The sequence below is a fragment of the Deefgea sp. CFH1-16 genome (assembly GCF_016881365.1).
GTDB lineage: Bacteria > Pseudomonadota > Gammaproteobacteria > Burkholderiales > Chitinibacteraceae > Deefgea.
Genome location: NZ_WLYT01000001.1, coordinates 2,464,496 through 2,485,132, shown reverse-complemented (window position 1 = coordinate 2,485,132; position 20,637 = coordinate 2,464,496). Strand labels below are relative to the sequence as shown.

Sequence of the window (20,637 nt, the reverse complement as noted above, 5' to 3'; positions counted from 1 at the left end):
CTCTGAAGCGATCTTATCGGCCTAAATTAACAATTTCATCAAAGGCTTTTTGAGCGATTTGAATGACCTTACTTGAGGCCTGATAAGCCTGCTGATAGCGTAATAAATTAGCCGCCTCTTCGTCCAAATTCACCGCAGAAACTGAATTGCGATTATTTTCAGCGCTAATCAATAACTTACTTTGTGCTTTACCCATAATGGTGGCCTCACTGGTTTGCGTCCCCACCGTGGCCACCATACGGCCATAAGACTCTTGGTACGTCGCGGTACTGCCATCCAACACACGCGTCGTTTGCAATTTGCCCAAAGCCAAAGCATTGCGGTTATCTGAACTGGCAGTCACCGCATTTTTTTGCACCGTAACACTATCACCACTCGCGGGTTTGCCATCGAGTTTCATCGTCCAACCGTTGTAACTCACCTCGTTCCCAGCTTTGTACTCCTGATTGCCGACCACTACTGGCACCGCCCCAGTCACGGTATAAGCCATCCCCGAAGGGAACGTCGCATCGGGTACAAACGTCAAGGTCACAGGAGTAAATAAATTAGCATCTATCGAGGCATCGGTCGTGACCGCAGTCTGTGGCTTCACGTCAGGCTGATACACCTTTAAAGTTCCGGTATTCACTACTGCAGGCGCTTTGGGCTCAACAGCCGCCACCGGCCCAGCGGCGGCAATTTCTCGCGGATCGCTCACATTGACCTTCATTTGGTCAATAAAGCCTTTCAAAGGCATGATGGTAAAGCGATCCCCTGCTGCTGGCGTGGCAGTCAGCGACAAAGACAAACCGCTGGAGCTGGTAAATCCCGCTGGCGTGGTTAAAGCGGCAGCCTCTATGGCATTTAAAGTGTATTTAGTACCATCACTTAAATTACCCAAAGCGTAATTCGTGCCGTCAAAACTGAGCTCATAATTGCTGGTCGTGACCTTCGAGATATCTTGAATATACCCAGACAATACCGCAGTCGCAGGCACGCTGTTATTGGTGTTAGCTCGAATCGAGCCCAACCCCGGCACATCAATACCAGATGGCAATGTAACCGTCGGAAAAGACCAAAATGCTTTGCCCATATTGCCATTTAAATCTTGCCCAGCCTGATGCTGCTGATTAAACGTACTTAACAAACCCAATGCGGTGCGCTCTAGACTATTTTGTGCCAAATCCAGCGATTGATTGCGGTAATCCAATAAAGCGCCCAACTGCCCACCGGTCACTAAGTTATCTGGCAATAAAATTGAATTGCCATTTTGTTCATAGCTAATCGAAAGACTCTCTGGATTAGCAGGACTGGGTACCGCACCTAAAGTATAGGTTTGCGAGCCCACCACCAAACCTTGGCCATTACCCACAAACAAATTAATCGACCCATCGCTTAACGGCAACGAGGTGGTTTTAATCATGGTATTTAAATCTTTCACCAACAAATCACGCTGATCGAGTAAATCATTGGGCGGCTGGCCACTACTTTGCGCGACGACAATTTTTCCATTCAAATCAGCAACTTGCGCCGCATAAGCATTAATCGTTCCAACCGTATTAGATATTTCGCCATTGAGCGAAGCACGCTGCTCATTTAAACGCTGAGAAAAAACCTGAAAGCGATTCAGTAAAGTTTGTGCGCTTGACAACATCGCTTGGCGCGATGGCGGATTGCTTGGATTGGTCGCCACATTTTGTACCGAAGCAAAAAAATCTTGTAATGCCGGAGATACCCCCGCAGTTGGATCGGCCACAATATTATTAATTTCAGCCAAATGCGCTAAGCGGGTTTGCTGATAGCTCGATTGGGTTTGCGCAATATCGACCGCACGCGTCAAAAACTGATCATACACACGCTTAATGGAATCAACCTGCACGCCCAAACCATTAAAACCACTGCCTGACAGCAAAGGATAAGGCGCGCTTTGCTTAATCGTTTGCCGAGAATAGCCATCGGTGTTGACGTTGGCAATATTATGCCCAGTGGTGGTTAACCCTAAATTAGCGGCATTTAAGCCCGAGACGCCAATACCAAATACCGATGAGGCCATGATGAAACTCCTATACTGATGCTATCGGCGTTAAGCGCCCAATCTTGAATTTTGAGCACCTAAGCGCGCCACCACCACGCTGTCGGCAACGCGTGCGAATTTTTGTGCATATTGCGGATCAGTAGCATAGCCCTCTTTGGCCAATGCTTTGCCAAAACCCAGCGCATCGCTGCCTTGTTCTAAAGCATCGCCAAAGCGCCGCTTCATTACACTGGCATAGTCAGCAAATGCGTCTTGATATGAATCGTAAGCCCGAAACTTTTCCACCCGTTTTTGTGCTGCGCCATCGACAAACTCAGTCGTCAATACATCAACCGTTTTTCCTTTCCAGCTACTTCCCGCCTTAATGCCAAATAAATTAAATGAATCATTGCCGGCAGCGTCGTTCAGCGTTTTTTTACCCCAACCCGTTTCTAGCGCGGCATGCGCTAGCAATAAATGTGGCGCCACGCCTAAGGCACTGGCAGTACTTTGCGCCGCTGCGCTGATTTTATGGATAAAGTCAGCAGCACTAGGCCTTGCGCCATCGGCAAGATCAGTCGGTATAGCGGCAGTTTTTGCCGCGACCGCTGCATTCGGAACCGTTTTCACATTACGATAATCCAAGCCCTGATCAATCAATGGATTGACGCCATGGCGCAAGGGTTGTTGTAATAAAGCTGGATTTTGCTGCACTTGAATCTGACGCATAATCACATCGGCCAAACCCACCCCACCTTGATTGGCCCACATTTGCGTGAGTTGCTGATCGTGCATACCGCGAAACATCTCAACGCTGCTACTGTCATTCATGCTATCGGTCGGTGCGGCTGTTCGCATTGATGACAGCATTTGCTGCATCAAGAGCGCCTCAAATTGCTGGGCGATCGCTTTTGCCCCTGCGGCGGTGTCGGCGCGATTAGTCACCCGCAATTGATTCATGGCTTTAGGATCAATGGCGAGGGTGTTTTGAATGGCATTACTGGCTGAATTCACAGTCGGCTCCGAACACATCAATAGCTGAGTTGTTAAGCTATAAGCAAAGAGTATGCCGAGTTGTATTGAAGACTGATTTTATAGGGAAAAAGAAATAAAGCATCAAGAACGACGAGATCACGTTGCCTTCATTTTTCGTGCTTTTCAGAATTAGACTTTTATCACTGGGGAGGAGATTTTAATAGCAACGCTTAAAATAAAATTGGGTATATGTGCGCAAGCATTACATATAAATGCCAATACACATATACCCAGATATACCCAGATATAAATCACAGACTCATACCGCGATAGACTAAATCACTTCAATGACTGCTTTTAGTGCACCCGCCGCTTTCATTGCTTGCAAAATAGCCAATAAATCTTGCGGCGTTGCGCCGACGGCGTTTCAGCGCCCGAACCACTTGATTCAGCGAAGTGGCCTTCGGTACACGCACGATGGGCCCCTTACCGGTTTCAATTTGAATTTCGGCGTTTTCTATCCGCTTGGTCGCACCACCGGCCAGTGCATTGGGCTGCGCCACGGCATTTTCTGCCAAAATCGTCACCGTTAAATTGCCATGCGCAATGGCACAGGCATCCACGGTAACCGCTTGATTCATCACAATCGAGCCGGTTCGAGCATTAATAATCACTTTGGGATTGCTTGGCGCTGGCGTGACATCGAGCGTTTCTAGCCTCGCCAAAAAAGCCACGCGCTGATTTGGATCTTGCGGTGCGCGCACCTGAATCACTCGCCCATCGAGCGCAGTGGCCACCGCGCCAATTTGGCCATTAATGGCATTCACTACTCGGCTTGCCGTTGAAAAGTCCGTTTGTAATAACTCTAATTGAACAAATTCACCATTACCTAAAGTCGTTGGAACCGCTCGCTCAACCGTCGCGCCGGCAGGTACCAAACCAGTTGCCAGTTGATTCACTTGCACGCTGGTCCCAGCTGCTGCTGCACCAGCGCCTGCGACAATCAAATTGCCTTGTGCCATGGCATAAATTTGCCCGTCAGCACCTTTCAGCGGCGCCATTAATAAAGTACCACCTCGCAAACTTTTAGCATTACCAATCGAAGAAACCACCACATCCAAAGGCTGGCCCGGGCGCGCAAAGGGTGGCAATGTCGCCGTAACCATCACCGTAGCCACGTTTTTAAGCTGTAAATTACCCCCCGTAGGCACTTGCACGCCAAGATTGGTCAGCATGTTTAAGATCGATTGCACTGTAAACGGCGTTTGGGTGGTTTGATCCCCGGTACCGTCCAAGCCAACCACCAATCCATACCCCACCAATTGATTGTTTCGTACGCCGGCAAAGCTAGCGAGCTGTTTTAACGGCTCAGCCATACTCAACATCGACGTACAGCACAGCAAAACCAGCAATAAATGGCGCATTATTTTCCTTTAAACCCGCTTAGAATGGCCAAATCGACATAAAAGCACGCTGCATCCAACCCATGGTGTTAGCGTCAGCAATCGCGCCCTGCCCAACTTGTTCAATGCGCGCATCAGCGACCCGAGTCGATGAAATCGTATTGCCTGCCCGGATATCGTTTGGATTAACGATACCCGAAAAACGAATCAAGCTGGTTTGGCCATTCACGGCAATCTGCTTTTCACCGCCTAAGACTAAATTACCATTGGCCAATACATCAACCACGGTGACTGCGATTGTACCTTTAAAAGTATTGCTGCTATTGGTTTGCCCCTTACCAGCAAACGTATTGGCAGACGTCACATCAGCAGTACCAGACAGTAATTTTTCAATCGCCCCCGGCATATAGGGCAGGCTCGTCGTGCCACCTAATGACAATGTACCGCTACGATTCGCGCCACTATTGGCGGAGTTCACTGCAGATAAATTTTCTTCGATGGCAATAATCAAAATATCGCCAATGCGGCGCGCCACCGGCTCTTCAAACAGCAATTTAGCCGTTCCCACTTGAAAAATTGCGCCATTATTGCTTTGTGTGAGTACATTTTGCTGCGGGCGAGCACTGACAGGCTGCGTCACAATCGACTGCGGCGCCACACACGCGGCTAAATTCAATAACAACAATCCAGCCAGTAAGCTGCGCAGCTGAGTCAATTTAAACAATGTTGCCACGTTATAAAGTACCTAATTTTTGCAGCATTTCGTCCGACGTTCGCACAGAACGAGAATTCATTTCATACGCCCGCTGCGCTTGAATCATATTAATTAATTCTTCGGTGACATTCACATTCGACGCTTCAACATAACCTTGATTCAAGGCACCAAGACTATTGGTACCGGGCGTACCCACTGTTGGCGCTCCGCTGGCCGCCGTTTCTAGATATAAATTACCGCCAACCGCCTGCAAACCCGGTGGATTTATAAAAGTCGCCAACTGAATATTGCCCAATTGGGTCGGCGCGGCGGCATCATTATTTAAAATAGCAGTCACTGTGCCATCTTTGGCAATCGTCACCTTAGTCGTCCCTAACGGAACTTGCAGCGCGGGCTCTAAAGGATAACCATTCGAAGTCACCACCGTACCTTGACTATCGACCTGAAAGCTACCATCTCGGGTATACGCCGTTTTTCCATCCGGCATTGCAATTTGAAAAAAACCGGCGCCATTAATTGCCATATCCAACGGACCATCCGTCAGCTGCATATTCCCTTGCATAAAAATACGCGCAGTCGCGACTGGGCTCACCCCCGTCCCGACATCTAAACCCGTTGGCAATTGGGTTGATTGGCTGGTGGCCGAGCCGGGTTGACGCAAGTTTTGATACAGCAAATCTTGAAAAACCGGACGCTCTCGCTTAAAGCCCGTGGTACTCACATTGGCTAAGTTATTCGAGATCACATCCACATTAAACTGCATGGCGTCCATGCCGGTTTTTGCGGTCAATAATGAGCGAAACATCAGGCTTTATTCCTTATCGAATACTTAACCGTTCAACGATAAAATCGAAGCGGCAGAACGTGAGTTCTGCTCGGCGGTTTGTAATAATTTAATTTGCATATCGTAATGGCGCTGCGTGGCAATCATGGTGACCAACTGATCGACCGCATTCACATTACTCCCCTCGATCCCTCCCACGGACAAGCGCACATTTGGATCGGGCTGCCCGGCTTCACCATTACGGCGGCGAAATAAACCATCCAGGCCTTTTTCCATTTCTGCCGCAGCGGGATTGACCAACTTCAAACGCCCAACTTCCACTGCCTGTGCGGGATTGGCCAAGTCAATGGCCGACACGGTCCCATCTGGCGCAATCGATGCTTGCGAGTTTTCTGGAATGGTCAGTGGGCCACTCTCACCTTCGATGATCAAACCGGTAAAGGTTTTGAGCATCCCGCTGGCATCAACCACAAAATTGCCATTGCGGGTATACGCTTCACCAGAGGCACTTTGTACTGCAAACCAGCCGTCCCCAGTGATGGCAGCATCCAACTCACGGCCGGTTTGCTGAAACGATCCTTGGCTTAAATCAGAGCCTGCGCCTTGCTCCACAGCAAAAGCACGCGTGGCCAAACCGGGGCCGCCAAGCACCGGAACCGCACGAAACGCCGCTAAATCAGCACGAAAACCGGTGGTGTTGGCATTGGCCAAATTATTCGCCACGGTCGATTGCCGATATTCAGTCTGCTTGGCCCCCGTCATTGCGACGTAAATTAAACGATCCATATCTCTCTATTAACGCAAGTTAACGATGGTTTGCAAAATGGTATCTTGCGCTTTAATCGTTTGTGAATTGGCTTGATAATTGCGCTGCGCAGTAATTAAATTGACTAACTCACTGGTTAAATCCACATTCGAATCTTCAACGGATGCCGCCTGCAATAAGCCAGTACTACCTGAACCAGGGGCATTAGAAAGCGGCTGTCCTGAAGCAAAAGACTCCGCCCAGCGGTTATCACCCAAAGGCTGCAAGCCCTGCACATTAGTAAACGAAGACAACACAACTTGCGCCACATTACGCGTTTGACCATTGGAGTAACGGCCTTGCACCATCCCATCTTTATTGACCGAAATCCCAGTCAAAATCCCGTCGGTATAACCGTCTTGCATCAGCGTACTGACTGAATAAGGACTACCAAACTGTGTTGATTTATCAAAATACATCTGAAAATTTAAACCGTTAGAGCCGTTATTGAGCGCAGCCGGTGACACATTAAAAGTAGTCCCGCCGGCAAGCAAACCAACAGGACGGCCATTGGCATCAAATGTAATGGTACTGGATGAATAGAGCGCAGCATTCGCGGTTTGCGCCGCTGCCAATACCGAGGCTGGCGTTGCACCTGCCGCAGCAGCTGCCGTTGCGGCGGCTGTCGCCACAGCCGTTGCCCCTGTAGTCCCTTCTGCCAGTGCGGCCGCCTGAATTGCAGCATCCACCGATGCTGCCGTTGCTGGAGGAACGGTCACGCAGCAGCCGTAGTGGCCGCAGAGATGGTTGCTGCCGCTTGTGCGCCTAACTGACCATCAGCAGTTACATCTTTTCCATCTAGGGCGTAATGCACTGTCCATGTACTCGTTGGTGGCACAGTCGGGGTGGCTGGTGGTACATCCTTACGGAAATAAAAAGTTTGTATATGTGCCGCCCCCAAAGAATCAAACACGGTGGCTGATGTTGAGTAATGATAAGTTGTTGGATCTGTCGAGGAAAACGGCGTAGAAGCTGGCTTTACTTTATCGTTAGCATTCAAATTAAGCCCTAGATTCAAGCCCGTGCCTACAATGCCAGAGCCCCCCGTTGCCCGTGCACCAATATTTGCAAATTGCAATTGAATCGGCTGAGCCGTGGAGCCTGCCAATACCTGACCAGAAGCCGTATCAACTGGCCAACCGGTTAATAACTGCGCGTTATTAACGATAAAACCATTTTTATCTAATTGAAACTGACCATTGCGCGAGTAACTAACCGTGCCGCTGGGGTCTTGCATCCGGAAAAAACCATTGCCAGTAATGGCAATATCTAGGGGGTTATTGGTCGACGTGGTATTACCTTGGCCAAATTGCTGTGCAATCGTTTGGTTCTTCGCGCCGATACCGGCAATATTGGACGAAGAGCCAAAAGTGCTGGCATAGATGTCTGCAAATTCAGCACGTGCGCCCTTAAAACCAACGGTATTGGCATTGGCCACGTTATTGCCGATCACATCCAAGCTTTTTGCCGATGCGCCCAAACCACTTAAACCTTGTTGAAAACCCATGATATTCCCCTACTTTTATGCGTTAGTGCTGCTGCCAGCGGCGCGAATTTGAATCACATCACCAAAACCCGTTTTATTGCCGTTGGCCAAATACACCCCAACGCCAGCACTCCCGAATTCAACTGATTTAGCGACTTGCCAAGTTACCGTGTCTAAAGCAATTTCCTTGCCATCTTTTTGCCCTTTGGCGGCGACGGTGTATTCACCGGCGGGCAATAGCGTGCCATCGGCTTTCTTGCCATCCCATTCCACCGGAGCTAGGCCTGGCGTGCTGCTGCTGGAAGGGATTTTGGCCACTTCAACCCCGTCTTTATTAAACACACTGAGCACCGCGCCCGTGGTGCCTTCTGGGATATTCATCCGCAAGTCAGCCTTGTTTGTACCGTCAAAATGGAAACCTTTGCCGGGGCTAAGGACTTCTTTGCCGATCAAATTTGCCGCTTGCATCACTTGCGTTCCGGCATACAGTGATTGCATTTGCATCATGGTTTCATTGAGTTTGCCAATCCCCGTCACCGTATTAATCTGCGCCATTTGACTGGTGGTTTGCGCGTTATCCATTGGATTCATCGGGTCTTGCGTTTGCAATTGCTTCACCAGCAACTTCATAAAGCTATCTTGCTGTTCTTCGGCCGCGGTTTTGACTTTATTGTTTTTGGTATTTAAAGAGGTGTAATCAAAATTATTATTAACGGGTGCCGTTGCCATCATGATTCTCCTTAAGCTTGACCGATCGACAAGGTGCGCATCAGCAAGGTTTTTGCCGTATTCATCACATCGACATTGGTTTGATACGAACGTGACGCTGAAATCATATTGGTCATTTCTTCGATCACACTGACATTAGGCATCGCGATATAGCCATTGGCATCGGCAAACGGACTCTTTGGATCGTAAACCAAACGCGGTGGTGATTGATCTTCGATCACCCCAGCAACTTTTACGCCAACGGATGCCGCATTCTGGGTATTACTCTGCGTAGCTTGAAATACAACCTGTTTAGCCCGATACGGTTGCCCATCAGAGCTGGTGACTGAATTGGCGTTGGCTAAATTACTCGCCACCACATTCAAGCGCGCCGACTGCGCATTCATTGCCGATGATGCAACATCAAAAACACGAAACAGAGACATGAATGCTTTCCTTATTGGCCAGTTAACGCAGTTTTCATCGACTCGATTCGGCGCGTCAGAAACGTCACCGCAGCCTGATAGCGAATCGCGTTATCGGTAAATTCTTTCATTTCGGTATTCATATCAACGGTATTGCCATCAATCGATGGTTGCTGCTCATTGCGATACAGCCGCTCCGGGGCAAATAAATCGACTGTTTTGCTCGGTTGCAAATGACGACTATCGCTGGTTTTCAAGGGTGCAGTATTCGTATTTGACGAGGTCCGAGCCGCCTCAAAAGCCGCTTTAAAGTTAATGTCCCGCGCTTTGTAATTGGGGGTATCGGCATTAGCGATATTGGAGCCCAAAATTTCTTGGCGGTAACTGCGCAATTTCAATGCGGTTTCTTGACTGCGAAAATAATCGTCGAGACGGCCTAACATATACAAACTCCATGAAGATGGAATAAACATAAGCAGGAAGCGTGCCAATAAAAAAAGCCAAGCAAAAGCTTGGCTTAATTGAAAATAGAGGTTGCGGATTGAATTAAAAATCACCCTCATCCGCGATAATGCTCGCCGAACACCCAAACATAGGCAATGTATCAATGGGCACGGCAAAAAATGTAAGCGGCATCGGCAAGTGTTGCCGAAGGCAAATTAATGAAACTGAGATTGAATTTGCTGACGTGCAACCGCTGCGGCACCTTGTAAAACAGAATGCACGGTGGCACGTTGTGCTATCGGCGCAGGCTGCCAATCGGTAACGGGTTTACGCGCATTGCCATGGCAAATTACAATTTGAAACCAACCTTCCATCTCGGCAGAACGAGTGGACGGACGAGCTTCTACATCAAAATCAAACATACGATTAGTCATTTATGGAATCCAAACTATGGGGCTCGGCTAACCTTGTTGACGGTTGCTAAGCCAATTTCCGCCCAAAAGCCGGACGGTAAAGCACCAATAGAAGAGCACCACGTTTCGAGGAAACTTTGCAGATAAGCTGAGGAGGCTTGCTGGGGAGGAACTACTAAACACTTGGCGATCATCACGTCGAGGTGAAGTCGCATTCAATGTGCTCAATCAAATTAGTGCCGCAAATATACGGCACCTAAAATCAAAAGTCAAAGAAAATGTCAAGAAAATGTCAAGAAAATGACTAAAAAAAGCAACAAGCTTTTGAATTTGCAAGTTTTTTCAGCCAAAAATCCCGCCCAATGGCACTTAAATCGGGTCCTGCAAACGCTTCACCACCCACTTCAAGCTATTGTCCTCAGCATGCCGGGTAATACTAAAGCCCATGTGTTTCATAAAGGTGAGCATCGTTTTATTGCTACTTAGCACCTCGCCCTCAACCACCGACAAGCCCATGTCTCGGGCGGCGATAAACAAGGCATTCATCAAACGCCCACCCAAGCCCATCCCTTGCCACTGATCACTAATCACCACCGCAAACTCGCAACTATCTCGATCCGGATTGGCATTAAAACGAGCGACGCCAATGATCTCAGTGCCGATCACGGTTTCAACCGTCGCCACAATCGCCATTTCTCGGGTGTAATCGAGCTGGGTGAAACGCGCTAGCATCGCCTGAGGTAATGATTTTAAAGTGCTCATAAAGCGGTTGTAGCGACTTTCATCGGACAACTTACTCACAAACAACGCAATCAAATCGGCATCTTCGGGACGAATCGGGCGCAATACCAGCGGTAAGCCATTTTTTAATTGCGTAATCTGCGCCAAATGCGCCGGATAAGGGTGAATCGCCATATGGCTATAGCGACGCGCATGCTCGGCCAATGGCGCCAAAACAATCCGCGCATCCACGGCAATAACGCCATTTTCGTCGGCAATCAACGGATTAATATCGAGCTGCTGAATTTGTGGAAATTCGCAGACCATCTCAGAAACCCGCAGCAAAACCGCCTTAACCGCCGCCATATCCACGCCGGGTAAATTGCGAAATGGCGCGAGCATTTTTTTGACTCGCGTGCGACTAATTAGATTTTCAGCGAGGTATTCATTGAGCGGCGGCAAAGACACTGCGATGTCATTAAATACCTCAACAGTAACCCCACCATAACCAAAGGTAATCACCGGGCCAAACGCACGATCACGTCCAACGCCAACCATTAACTCGCGGCCGGATTTTTTGCCATGCATCGGTTGAATCACCAAGCCACGCACATTCTCGGCACCGAGTCGTTCCTGCGCGCGCGACAGCATTTTACTGGCCTCAGTAGCCACCTGCACCAAGCTATTGAGGTTAAGCACAACGCCATCAATATCGGTTTTATGCAATATGCCTTTGGCGTCGATTTTCATCGCCACGGGCAAACCCAAGCCCATTGCCGCCGAGACGGCTTCGTCAACCGATTGCGCCCGAATGGTCAGCGTAACGGGGATGTGAAATGCGCGTAAAATCGCTTTTGATTCCACTTCATCGAGCACTTCCCGGCCACTGGCCAATACCGTGCTAATAATCATTTGCGCAGTTTCTAGATCTGGCGCCTCCATTTCGCCCAAAGGACTTGGCGTTTGTAGCAACAATTGCTGATTGTATTGCCATGCAGCTAGCGAATAAAACACTTCAACCGCGCTTTCTGGCGCATTAAAAAACGCCATTTGCGATTTGCCGAGTAATTTTCGGCTGGCATCGATTTTCTTGCCGCCCACCCACGCCAATAGCAAAGGCTTATCGGTGGTCTTTTTCAGCGCAATCATCGCCTCGGCCGTCGCCATATCGTCAGTGCCAACTTGCGGGGTAAACACCACCAACACGCCATCGATATTTGGATCTTTAATCACCAACTCAGTAGCAAGTTTAAAGCGTTCGGCATTGGCGTCACCCAACACATCCACCGGATTGTGAACGCTGCTTTGCAGCGGCAATAGCCCACGCAACTGGGCAATGGTGGCGTCGGCCAATTGTGGCAATTCAATATGTAAATCGTTGGCGCGATCGACCGCCATCAACCCAGCACCAATACCGTTGGTAATAATCGCCAGACGGCGACCTTTGGTACGGTAAGAGCCGTCCATCACTCGAATCGCGGTGAACAATTGATTGATCGAGCGTAAACGCAGTACCCAGCTCGTTTCAGCGCCACATCAAACACATCATTGTGATTAATTAAGCGTTCGGAATGCGTGCGTCCGACTTTAATTTCTTGCTCATAACGCCCGACTTTTAACGCCAAAACCGCTTTTGATCTTGACGCGGCGCGTAGCGCCGACATAAATAAGCGTGCGTCTTTTAATTCTTCGATATACAGCAAAATGGATTTGGTTTTGGGTCAGCGACCAAATAGTCGAGCACATCACCCACGTCGATATCAGATGCGGTACCTAAAGAAACCACCGAGGAAAAGCCAACGTCGTGTAACTCTGCCCAGTCTAAAATCGCCGTAGTGACTGAAGACGATTGCGAGACCACCGCCAAGCTGCCACTTTTAATTTTGCCGCTAAAATTGGCCGCCAATAATTTACTCGAGACGCGGCAATAGCCAAATACCGAAGGCCCTAAAATACGAATATTGAGCGATTTGGCCAGCTGTAAAATTTTATTCAGCAGTTTTTGGCTGGCTTTGTCTTGGCCAACAAAATCGCACGACATAATCATGACATGACGAATGTTTTGCTGAGCACAGGCTTCGATTAACTTCAGTAGCGTACGACTGGGCGTCGTCAGAATCGCTAAATCGACCGGATTACTGATCTTACTGAGCGTCTTCACCGCTGGTAAACCCTGCACCGTTTTATGCTTTAGATTCACCGCATACAGCGCACCCGCATAACCACCATCCAGAATGTTTTTCGTCACCGAATACCCAACTGAGCCAACCGTATCCGATGCGCCCACCACCGCAATTGAGCTGGGATCAAACAATGGGGCAAGATAGTGGGGTTTCATCGCGAGCAACCTCAAAGAGTAATGATTAATTGTATACTGTGCAGCAGTATGCCATGCCCTTATTGCAGTGCAATATTTGTACTTTCCCTACATTTTCCGTTCAGCAAACTATCAAGAGCCACAAGGGATCGATATAATCGGGGGGTTTATATTCAATGCAACCTTGAAAACCCCACCGTCAACGCCGGTTATGCCGGCGTAATACTGACGACTGATTTAGGGTTTTCTTTCGCTTTATCTACTCAGGACAATCCACCATGGACATCAGCAAGATCCCAGCCGGCAAAAACCTGCCAGAAGACTTTAACGTTATCATCGAAATCCCTGCCAATGCACCACCCGTTAAATACGAATTTGACAAAGAATCTGGCGCGATCATCGTTGACCGTTTCGTTGGCACTTCAATGTCATACCCAATGAACTACGGCTTTGTGCCGCACACTTTATCGCTCGATGGCGATCCTGTTGATGTTTTGGTCCACACACCATTCCCACTCGCCCCAGGCATGGTCATCAAATGCCGTGCAATCGGTGTTTTGGGCATGGAAGATGAATCAGGCTACGATGCAAAAATCATCGCATTGCCAGTTGAAAAAGTATGTGCCATGTATGCACACATCAAAAACTTTGGCTGACTTGCCTGAGTTATTGCTGGCGCAAGTGAAGCATTATTTCGAAAAACTACAAAGCGCTCGAAAAAGGCAAGTGGGTTAAAGTACAAGACTGGGGCGATAAAGCCGCAGCTGAAGCTGAGATCATGACTAGCTTTGAACGCGCGCAACAAAAATAAGCACGCCCTAAAACAGCAAAAAGCCGATCATTGATCGGCTTTTTTTGTAGCAACAACGAGCATTGTTTAGCTTCAGTTGAAATATCATCTCAGGCTGATACTATGGGTATATAGATCTAAGCATTACAAATAAAAAGCCAGAAGCACATACCCATGCCAGATAGCCTGAGTTATTTTACTTTTTTATAACACACAAAAGCATATTCAATCCCGTTGCTCGAGACCCCCGGTTCGCGACTTTGTTCTTGCCACTGTTGCAAAGAAAATTCAGGAAAGAATGCGTCTCCTGCGGGGCTTAATGCCACTTCGGTCAAATACAGCGTATCGGCCAGTGCCAAGCTTTGTTGATAAATTTCTCCACCACCAATCACAAACACTCGCTCATGCCCGGCCGCTTTGGCCGCATCAATGGCCTCATTCAGCCCAGCAAATACCGTTGCCCCCTCGGCAGACCATTGCGAGTTACGGCTAATCACCCAATGCGCTCGACCGGGCAATAAGCCGGGTAAAGATTCAAATGTTTTACGCCCCATGAGCATCACGCTCCCCATGGTCAGCGCTTTAAAGTGCTTTAAATCTTCTGGCAAGCGCCAAGGCAATTGATTATTGATGCCAATTACTCGGTTTAAACCAACCGCCGAAATCACTGCGACTTGCATTTCGTACCCCAATACTCAGAAACACGCTGCCTTAAATTGACGAGCGATCTTTAATCTAAATGAAATTCTATCGTTTTATGCGACCCCAAACTGGGTATTAACGACTCGGCAGTGCACTCACCGGATTGATGGTTTTGCCTTTATACCGCACTTCAAAATGCAACTTCACACTATCCGTTCCGGTTTTGCCCATCGTCGCAATGGCTTGCCCCTGCTTCACTTGCGCGCCCTCTTTCACCAGCAATTTTTGATTATGTGCGTAAGCAGTTAAATACCCTTGCGCATGCTGAATAATCAGCAACAAACCATAACCACGAATCCCATCACCGGAATACAGCACTTTACCATCGGCAACCGCAACAATCGGCGCACCTAAATTGCCACCAATACCAATGCCTTTAACGCGTGGCGGCGCATAGCTATACAGTAATGGCCCCTGAGCCGGCCAAACCATCTCAATACCCACACTGCTTGGCGGATTAACCACCGGCAAACTCGGTCGAGATGACTGCGTCGGGCTTGGCTTAGCCGTTGCCGTACTCCCCGCTGGGGGCGTCAATCGCAATAGCTGACCGACCTGAATATCATCGCTTTTGGATAAGCGATTCCAGCGCTGCAACTCGGCAACGCTTTGATCATTATTTTTGGCAATTCGATACAAGGTATCGCCCGATTTAACGCGATAAAAACCAGCAGGCGTCGGCCCCGAAACCGAAGCTGGATTACTGCCGCAGGCGGCCAAGCAAAAACTAAAAATAACAATCCAAATCCGCATTATTGACCGCTGGCTTTTAAGCCCAAGGCCAACCAGCCGGCCAGACCGATTTTTTCCAAGGTGGCGATATTACGTTCAAAAATCACATCCGGATTTGGAAACGCAGCCACGGCTTTCGCAATACTATCTTCCCGAATCAAATGCAAAATCGGATACGGTGCACGGTTGGTGTAGTTACTGATGTCGCTAGGTTCGGTATCGGCAAACTGGAAATCGGGGTGAAAACTCGCCACCTGCAAGATCCCATCCAGTTCGTGCTCAACAACGATGTCTTCGGCCAGTGCTTGCACATCATTAAAAATCGCAAAATCCGGAAACAAACTCGGATGAATCAATAACGTGGTATCTACTTCATCGGCTGGGGTTTGTTGCAAAAAATCCAGCTCACGATCCAAATCATCCAAAAAACCATCTAAATGCTTCGCATCACTCACCACGTAGCGAATTTTTTTTTTGACATAGACGGATTTAGCAAAGGGGCACAAATTCAAGCCAATCACCGCTTGCTCGAGCCAATACTGTGTTGTTTGAATGATTTCGGCGTGGGACATGATGTTTCCTCAAATGAAGCGGCAATTTTACCTGTCTGCGCTCATTTTGGCTCGTTACAAACACCATTGATGATTTAAGCCATTAAAAAGGGCCGATTCAGATCGGCCCTTTTTATCGTAAGTTATAGCAAATTCATCATACCCAATATCGTCGTCAGCACGTGCAACACTTCATGTTTAATATAAAAATATGCTGGGTATAGGTGTAAAGCACATAGAATATATAATCTAAATCCAAATACCCAACCTAACGCAATAAACTCAACACTTGCCCAGCATTCGCCCTCGCCTGAACTTGCATCGCCAAATTAGCATTATTACGCACTTGATTTTGTGTCCATTGCGCCGTTGCTGCGGCGTAATCAGTATCGGCAACCCGACTCTTGGCGGCAGATAAATTTAAAAAGCACTGGTTTGCAAATTTTGAATACCGCTATCAATTCGATTTTGAAAAGCACCCAATTGCGCTCGCTGTCCAGCAATCAGCTCAATATCACGATCCAGCAAAGAGAGACTGCTATTGGCCGCACTGGCGCTTGATAAATCGAGCGATCCGGCGGCACTTGCCAATCCATTCGCACCATTTAAGGTTGGATTATTCAAACTGAGTAAATCATTGACATTGAGCCCGGATTGAAAATTAAATGCGCCACCCTGCAACAGCGCCTGACCATTAAATTGCGCATTTTTAACCATATCCGCATTGCTTTGCGACAATGCATCGGCCTCAGCCTGCATCGCCTGTCGATCACTCGCCGACAAAGTACCGTTACCCGCTGCCACCGTTAATTCACGCAATCGATCCGTATTATCCGAAATCGAACTCAAAACCCCTTCGGCGGTTTGCGCCAAAGAAATACCATCATTTAGATTTCTCACCGCCTGATTACTACCGGCAATTTGGGCGGCAAATTGCTCAATTAAAGCACTACCGGCCGCATCATCTTTAGCGCTATTAATTCGCGAGCCACTCGACAAACTTTGCATGGCCTTGGAAGATGCCGATTGAGATACCGCATCTCGACTTTGCATCCCTAAAGCCATTACATTCGAATTGATCATCATGATCATCTCCCGCCATTCAAGCTGAATACTTTAAGACTATGCTCATTATCAATATAGGAAAACTCTAATATGACTGGCGGCATGCCGCCAGCGTAAATCGTCATTCAAAGACTATTCATGCGCCTTGATATAGCTCTCTGACTGATCTGCTTTCGGTGGATGCACAATATAAGCATCGTAAACGCCGTACAACGTCCCCTCACCAATCACTTTCCCCTCCATTGCCGTGAGTAATTCATTATAAAAATACCCCGGTTTTAAATTCAAAGGACGATTTAAAGCAAATACTTTGATGGTGTATTTGTGCGCAAAGCCCACTGGCACCATCCCACCATACGCCGCAGCTTGTGCAGCAGGCACATCAAAGCCTTTCATTGACGGCATATTGAGCATTACGCCGTCAGAATAACTATTCACACCTTGCACCATATTATTTGCATGCGAACGACTGGCATTGGCTGGCAACGAGGTCGTAGAGGCTGGAACAACCGTCAACCAATGGATCCACGGAAAACCAATAATCGGTGACGTATCATAATAATCAACAATCGTGATCGCATAGGCTGCAGTTGATTTTGGGCCTTTAGACCACTGCAATGGAATCGACTCTAAAGGCATTGCACCCAGCTTATCTTTTGATGCCGCACCATATTTCGCATCAATAATGCCATTTTGAATGCCTGAGGAAGAAAGCTTGAGCTGAACCACAGGAGAATAATGTAGTTTTTTATCGACTTTATCAGTACTGGCCATCGCAGGTACAAATAAAGAAAGTTGTAAAGCAATAATCGAAATACCTTGAGCGACTTTCATAAATCAACATTCCTTATTTCAATAAAAAAATTTTCGTTTGAAAGCGCAAAGAATGCAAACTTTCAACTCAAAACCTTAGTTCACGCCTATTTGCAATTCAATTGAATTACCTAAAATGAAATGATGAAAGTAATACATTACTGTTTATCACCGCATGATGGGATTTCATTACAGCCAATCACATAAAAAGCCGCTATGCTGCAAGCCACTTTAATTTTTTGACTTGCCATGCCACAAAAACACCTATCACACACCTTAATTGACGACTTACAAGGCATGCTCACTGGCGTTGTCTTTGTCGCACTCGCCATCCAGCTTTTTAAGCATGCCGGACTGATTACAGGGGGTACTACTGGGCTTACCTTTATTTTATTTTATTTGAGCGATATACCCTATGGCCTCATCTTATTTATACTGAATGTACCGTTTTATATTTTTGCTTACAAAGTATTCGGCAAAGAATTCACCCTTAAGACTTTTGCTTGTGTAGCGAGCTTAGCCTTAATCACCGAATGGATGCCGCATTGGGTTAGTTTTGGCAATCTGAATCCTATTTTTGCCGGCTTAATGGGCGGCCTCATGGCAGGCGTAGGCATATTAATGTTGATTCGGCATAAAGCCAGCTTAGCTGGGGTGACGGTATTGGCGTTATATTTGCAAAAAACCAAAGGTTGGCGCGCTGGGGGATATTCAATTAATTATTGATTTAGCCATCTTAGCGGTAGGTGCAGCCATTGTAAGTTGGCAGCAACTAATTATTTCAATCATTGGCGCTTTTGCACTTAATTTAGTCATTACCAGCAATCATAAAACCGGACGCTATATGGGCATGTAAGCCATTAAATCGACCGTTAAATATGGCTTAATCCGCATGAGTCGAATGCAATCAAGTATTCGACTCATGCGCTCACAGCAACAAACCAGCACATAAAGCCAACACAAACTTACAAAAATCAATCAAGTGTTGATAGAAAAAAAACACATGCAGTAATATACCCAAAATCAACGATTCCCATTCGCCATGTCAACACTGAACGCTTTCTTTCGTCAGTTAATCCAAATTCGATACACTGCAATATTCTTTGTATTCATACCTACGATATTGATCGTCGGCTATTTTTTTATTCGCTTACTTCTAGAAGATGCATTCTATTTTAAGATCCTATTGCCACAACTTCATTTGGCCATCTTTCTTATTGTCAGCCTATGTTATTTCTCAATAATTTTATTTATTTTTATCAACAAAGAAAACAAACCCAATCTATCATCTCGGCATCGCACTCAAATCAAAGAAAGCACCACACAGTTTAAAAAAAATAACCCTCTCCGCTATTAGTCAATACCTTGAACGATCGACCTGGCGAATTGATTTAATTAAAAATCTAAACGAACAGCAATTCAAGCAGTTGTGTATTGCCTACTATCAAGTTAAAGGTATCAAATACTCATTATTTACCATGGGGGTTAATAATAGTCTTGATATCTTAATTTGGAAAAATGAAATCATTAGCAAAGTAATTCATTGCAGCACACTCGCAATTATTGATCTCGTCGAAATCCGGCATTTTCTTGGCGTTATGGTGCATGAGAGAGCAACCGAAGGTTTGATCTTGCACCGCGGTCATGTCAGTGAAGCAGCGCATTTATTTGCCAATAGCCATCAAATTCAATTACGCAGCGAATATGACTTATTAGCACAAATAGAATTATTGACCGAGAAAAAGCAGCGCCGATTGTGGGCTTTATTGCGAAGAATCAAAGGCGCTGAACTAGATGAAGAAAGCCTAAAAAATTGAACTTAGCCGATATTATATTTAATTGTCAGTTTCATTTTGCATAAAAAAATCATCGCCATGATGGTGACGATGATTTTTTAATTTTCGTGATTTACGATTTAGTCGAGATTAACTTCAATGTTATCGATAAGTCGAGTACTGCCGATCCGAGCGGCAATCAATATCACTAACTTGTGATCAGTATTTGAGGCGGCTTTTAACGTTTCGGCATTTCGTGTATCGACGTAATCAATATCATGCCAACCGCGCACGCGTAAATCAGTGACCGCTTGCACCGCGAGTTTAGAATAATCCCGATCCCCCGCTTCAATTGCCGCTTTCATCCGCGATAAATGATGATATAAACGCGGCGCCTCATTGCGCTGATCGGCGCTTAAAAACGCATTGCGTGAGGACAAAGCCAAACCATCTTCGGCACGGCCGGTATCAACCGGCAAGATTTGAATATTCATATTCAGATCTTTCACCATGCTCTGAATGACAAATAATTGCTGGAAATCTTTTTTACCAAAACACGCAATATCGGCTTCAACGATATTGAATAATTTAGTCACCACCGTCGCGACGCCACGGAAATGCCCTGGGCGGAACGCACCGCAGAGTTCTTCTGCAATTGCTGGTGGTGTGACTTGATATTGCTGAATCACATTCGGATACAGTTCTTTCTCGTCCGGAGCAAAAATCACATCCACGCCACCTTGCTCGGCGATCAGTGCCGCGTCGTTTTCTAGCGTGCGCGGATAGCGATCAAAGTCCTCGCCTTGACCAAACTGCAAGCGATTCACAAAAATACTCACGACGGTATGTTCCGCAGCGGCTTTTGCCGCATGGATGAGCGACATATGCCCCGCATGCAAACTACCCATTGTCGGCACAAAAGCCACCGTGCCCACGGTTTTGCGCCAAGCGCGAAGTTCTGCAATCGTATGGATGATTTTCATGGTGTGTGATGACTGAAATTTGAAGGTAGATAACAACG

The 20,637-nt window shown here is 47.1% G+C and carries 21 protein-coding genes and 4 pseudogenes; 3 read left to right on the top strand and 22 right to left on the bottom strand.

Annotated features, from left to right (window positions below):
• Positions 1-13: 13 nt before the first annotated feature.
• From flgK to GKO28_RS13470, 15 genes and pseudogenes are all read right to left on the bottom strand, one after another.
• On the bottom strand, positions 14-2,032 hold the full coding sequence (gene flgK / locus GKO28_RS13540) for a flagellar hook-associated protein FlgK (protein WP_182076614.1): 2,019 nt from the start codon (positions 2,030-2,032) through the stop codon (positions 14-16).
• A 30-nt stretch (positions 2,033-2,062) separates the two neighbouring features.
• Positions 2,063-3,007 (bottom strand): flagellar assembly peptidoglycan hydrolase FlgJ, encoded by a 945-nt coding sequence (gene flgJ, locus GKO28_RS13535; RefSeq protein ID WP_182076613.1) that lies wholly within the window; start codon positions 3,005-3,007, stop codon positions 2,063-2,065.
• A 295-nt stretch (positions 3,008-3,302) separates the two neighbouring features.
• The gene (locus tag GKO28_RS21630; protein WP_282099428.1) at positions 3,303-3,356 is read right to left on the bottom strand and encodes a hypothetical protein; all 54 of its coding nucleotides are present in this window, start codon (positions 3,354-3,356) and stop codon (positions 3,303-3,305) included.
• A 91-nt stretch (positions 3,357-3,447) separates the two neighbouring features.
• Positions 3,448-4,344, bottom strand: a pseudogene (locus GKO28_RS13530) (flagellar basal body P-ring protein FlgI); the annotation flags it as partial.
• A gap of 67 nt (positions 4,345-4,411) precedes the next feature.
• Positions 4,412-5,095, bottom strand: coding sequence for a flagellar basal body L-ring protein FlgH (locus GKO28_RS13525; protein ID WP_247646545.1), 684 nt, complete (start codon positions 5,093-5,095; stop codon positions 4,412-4,414).
• A 10-nt stretch (positions 5,096-5,105) separates the two neighbouring features.
• Complete coding sequence (gene flgG, locus GKO28_RS13520; protein WP_182076612.1) at positions 5,106-5,891, bottom strand: flagellar basal-body rod protein FlgG; 786 nt, start codon at positions 5,889-5,891, stop codon at positions 5,106-5,108.
• 24 nt (positions 5,892-5,915) lie between these two features.
• Positions 5,916-6,656: a flagellar basal-body rod protein FlgF gene (gene flgF, locus GKO28_RS13515; protein ID WP_182076611.1), complete on the bottom strand. Its 741-nt coding sequence runs from the start codon at positions 6,654-6,656 to the stop codon at positions 5,916-5,918.
• Positions 6,657-6,665: 9 nt separating this feature from the next.
• On the bottom strand, positions 6,666-7,394 hold the full coding sequence (locus GKO28_RS13510) for a flagellar hook-basal body complex protein (RefSeq protein ID WP_182076610.1): 729 nt from the start codon (positions 7,392-7,394) through the stop codon (positions 6,666-6,668).
• Positions 7,391-8,182 carry a flagellar hook-basal body complex protein gene (locus tag GKO28_RS13505; protein ID WP_182076609.1) on the bottom strand — a complete coding sequence of 264 codons (792 nt, stop codon included), beginning with the start codon at positions 8,180-8,182 and terminating at the stop codon, positions 7,391-7,393. The genes GKO28_RS13510 and GKO28_RS13505 overlap by 4 nt, the downstream gene beginning before the upstream one ends.
• Positions 8,183-8,197: 15 nt before the next feature.
• On the bottom strand, positions 8,198-8,893 hold the full coding sequence (locus GKO28_RS13500) for a flagellar hook assembly protein FlgD (RefSeq protein ID WP_203564164.1): 696 nt from the start codon (positions 8,891-8,893) through the stop codon (positions 8,198-8,200).
• A gap of 8 nt (positions 8,894-8,901) precedes the next feature.
• On the bottom strand, positions 8,902-9,315 hold the full coding sequence (gene flgC, locus GKO28_RS13495; protein WP_182076607.1) for a flagellar basal body rod protein FlgC: 414 nt from the start codon (positions 9,313-9,315) through the stop codon (positions 8,902-8,904).
• Positions 9,316-9,326: 11 nt separating this feature from the next.
• A complete protein-coding gene (gene flgB, locus GKO28_RS13490) occupies positions 9,327-9,737 on the bottom strand; it encodes a flagellar basal body rod protein FlgB (RefSeq protein WP_182076606.1) in 411 nt (136 codons plus the stop codon).
• 216 nt (positions 9,738-9,953) lie between these two features.
• Positions 9,954-10,172 (bottom strand): hypothetical protein, encoded by a 219-nt coding sequence (locus GKO28_RS13485; protein WP_182076605.1) that lies wholly within the window; start codon positions 10,170-10,172, stop codon positions 9,954-9,956.
• Positions 10,173-10,520: 348 nt separating this feature from the next.
• Positions 10,521-12,359, bottom strand: a complete 1,839-nt coding sequence (locus GKO28_RS13480) for a GNAT family N-acetyltransferase (RefSeq protein WP_203564163.1) — start codon at positions 12,357-12,359, stop codon at positions 10,521-10,523.
• A pseudogene (locus GKO28_RS13470) lies at positions 12,338-13,209 on the bottom strand (CoA-binding protein). The gene GKO28_RS13480 and the pseudogene GKO28_RS13470 overlap by 22 nt, the downstream one beginning before the upstream one ends.
• Before the next feature lie 257 nt (positions 13,210-13,466).
• Here GKO28_RS13470 and ppa point away from each other — a divergent pair.
• Positions 13,467-13,999: pseudogene (gene ppa, locus GKO28_RS13465) on the top strand (inorganic diphosphatase).
• Positions 14,000-14,169: 170 nt separating this feature from the next.
• Here the strand turns inward: ppa and GKO28_RS13460 are convergent.
• From GKO28_RS13460 to GKO28_RS13435, 6 genes and pseudogenes are all read right to left on the bottom strand, one after another.
• Entirely contained in the window at positions 14,170-14,658 is a 489-nt protein-coding gene (locus tag GKO28_RS13460) for a dihydrofolate reductase (RefSeq protein ID WP_182076601.1), read from the bottom strand.
• 97 nt (positions 14,659-14,755) lie between these two features.
• Complete coding sequence (locus GKO28_RS13455) at positions 14,756-15,433, bottom strand: peptidoglycan DD-metalloendopeptidase family protein (protein WP_182076600.1); 678 nt, start codon at positions 15,431-15,433, stop codon at positions 14,756-14,758.
• The gene (locus tag GKO28_RS13450; protein WP_182076599.1) at positions 15,433-15,984 is read right to left on the bottom strand and encodes a DUF1415 domain-containing protein; all 552 of its coding nucleotides are present in this window, start codon (positions 15,982-15,984) and stop codon (positions 15,433-15,435) included. The genes GKO28_RS13455 and GKO28_RS13450 overlap by 1 nt, the downstream gene beginning before the upstream one ends.
• Before the next feature lie 247 nt (positions 15,985-16,231).
• A pseudogene (locus GKO28_RS22950) lies at positions 16,232-16,327 on the bottom strand (hypothetical protein); the annotation flags it as partial.
• Between the two features lie 56 nt (positions 16,328-16,383).
• Positions 16,384-17,049: a flagellin FliC gene (locus GKO28_RS13440; RefSeq protein ID WP_182076598.1), complete on the bottom strand. Its 666-nt coding sequence runs from the start codon at positions 17,047-17,049 to the stop codon at positions 16,384-16,386.
• Positions 17,050-17,160: 111 nt separating this feature from the next.
• On the bottom strand, positions 17,161-17,862 hold the full coding sequence (locus GKO28_RS13435) for a YbhB/YbcL family Raf kinase inhibitor-like protein (protein WP_182076597.1): 702 nt from the start codon (positions 17,860-17,862) through the stop codon (positions 17,161-17,163).
• A gap of 228 nt (positions 17,863-18,090) precedes the next feature.
• Here GKO28_RS13435 and GKO28_RS13430 point away from each other — a divergent pair, with 228 nt between their 5' ends.
• Positions 18,091-18,567: a YitT family protein gene (locus GKO28_RS13430; protein WP_203564162.1), complete on the top strand. Its 477-nt coding sequence runs from the start codon at positions 18,091-18,093 to the stop codon at positions 18,565-18,567.
• Positions 18,568-19,121: 554 nt separating this feature from the next.
• Complete coding sequence (locus tag GKO28_RS13425; protein WP_307839109.1) at positions 19,122-19,658, top strand: restriction endonuclease; 537 nt, start codon at positions 19,122-19,124, stop codon at positions 19,656-19,658.
• A 98-nt stretch (positions 19,659-19,756) separates the two neighbouring features.
• Here the strand turns inward: GKO28_RS13425 and panC are convergent, their stop codons facing one another.
• Positions 19,757-20,599 (bottom strand): pantoate--beta-alanine ligase, encoded by an 843-nt coding sequence (gene panC, locus GKO28_RS13420; protein ID WP_182076595.1) that lies wholly within the window; start codon positions 20,597-20,599, stop codon positions 19,757-19,759.
• Positions 20,600-20,637 lie beyond the last annotated feature (38 nt).

What these genes read in the sequence shown, in the direction of transcription:
- panC (WP_182076595.1), bottom strand. Translation starts at nt 20,599, where the DNA reads ATGAAAATCATCCATACGATTGCAGAACTTCGCGCTTGGCGCAAAACC.
- GKO28_RS13485 (WP_182076605.1), bottom strand. Translation starts at nt 10,172, where the DNA reads ATGACTAATCGTATGTTTGATTTTGATGTAGAAGCTCGTCCGTCCACT.
- GKO28_RS13505 (WP_182076609.1), bottom strand. Translation starts at nt 8,182, where the DNA reads ATGGGTTTTCAACAAGGTTTAAGTGGTTTGGGCGCATCGGCAAAAAGC.
- GKO28_RS13500 (WP_203564164.1), bottom strand. Translation starts at nt 8,893, where the DNA reads ATGATGGCAACGGCACCCGTTAATAATAATTTTGATTACACCTCTTTA.
- flgF (WP_182076611.1), bottom strand. Translation starts at nt 6,656, where the DNA reads ATGGATCGTTTAATTTACGTCGCAATGACGGGGGCCAAGCAGACTGAA.
- GKO28_RS13455 (WP_182076600.1), bottom strand. Translation starts at nt 15,433, where the DNA reads ATGCGGATTTGGATTGTTATTTTTAGTTTTTGCTTGGCCGCCTGCGGC.
- flgB (WP_182076606.1), bottom strand. Translation starts at nt 9,737, where the DNA reads ATGTTAGGCCGTCTCGACGATTATTTTCGCAGTCAAGAAACCGCATTG.
- flgC (WP_182076607.1), bottom strand. Translation starts at nt 9,315, where the DNA reads ATGTCTCTGTTTCGTGTTTTTGATGTTGCATCATCGGCAATGAATGCG.
- GKO28_RS13460 (WP_182076601.1), bottom strand. Translation starts at nt 14,658, where the DNA reads ATGCAAGTCGCAGTGATTTCGGCGGTTGGTTTAAACCGAGTAATTGGC.
- GKO28_RS13440 (WP_182076598.1), bottom strand. Translation starts at nt 17,049, where the DNA reads ATGATGATCAATTCGAATGTAATGGCTTTAGGGATGCAAAGTCGAGAT.
- GKO28_RS13450 (WP_182076599.1), bottom strand. Translation starts at nt 15,984, where the DNA reads ATGTCCCACGCCGAAATCATTCAAACAACACAGTATTGGCTCGAGCAA.
- flgK (WP_182076614.1), bottom strand. Translation starts at nt 2,032, where the DNA reads ATGGCCTCATCGGTATTTGGTATTGGCGTCTCGGGCTTAAATGCCGCT.
- GKO28_RS13430 (WP_203564162.1), top strand. Translation starts at nt 18,091, where the DNA reads ATGCCACAAAAACACCTATCACACACCTTAATTGACGACTTACAAGGC.
- GKO28_RS13435 (WP_182076597.1), bottom strand. Translation starts at nt 17,862, where the DNA reads ATGAAAGTCGCTCAAGGTATTTCGATTATTGCTTTACAACTTTCTTTA.
- flgG (WP_182076612.1), bottom strand. Translation starts at nt 5,891, where the DNA reads ATGTTTCGCTCATTATTGACCGCAAAAACCGGCATGGACGCCATGCAG.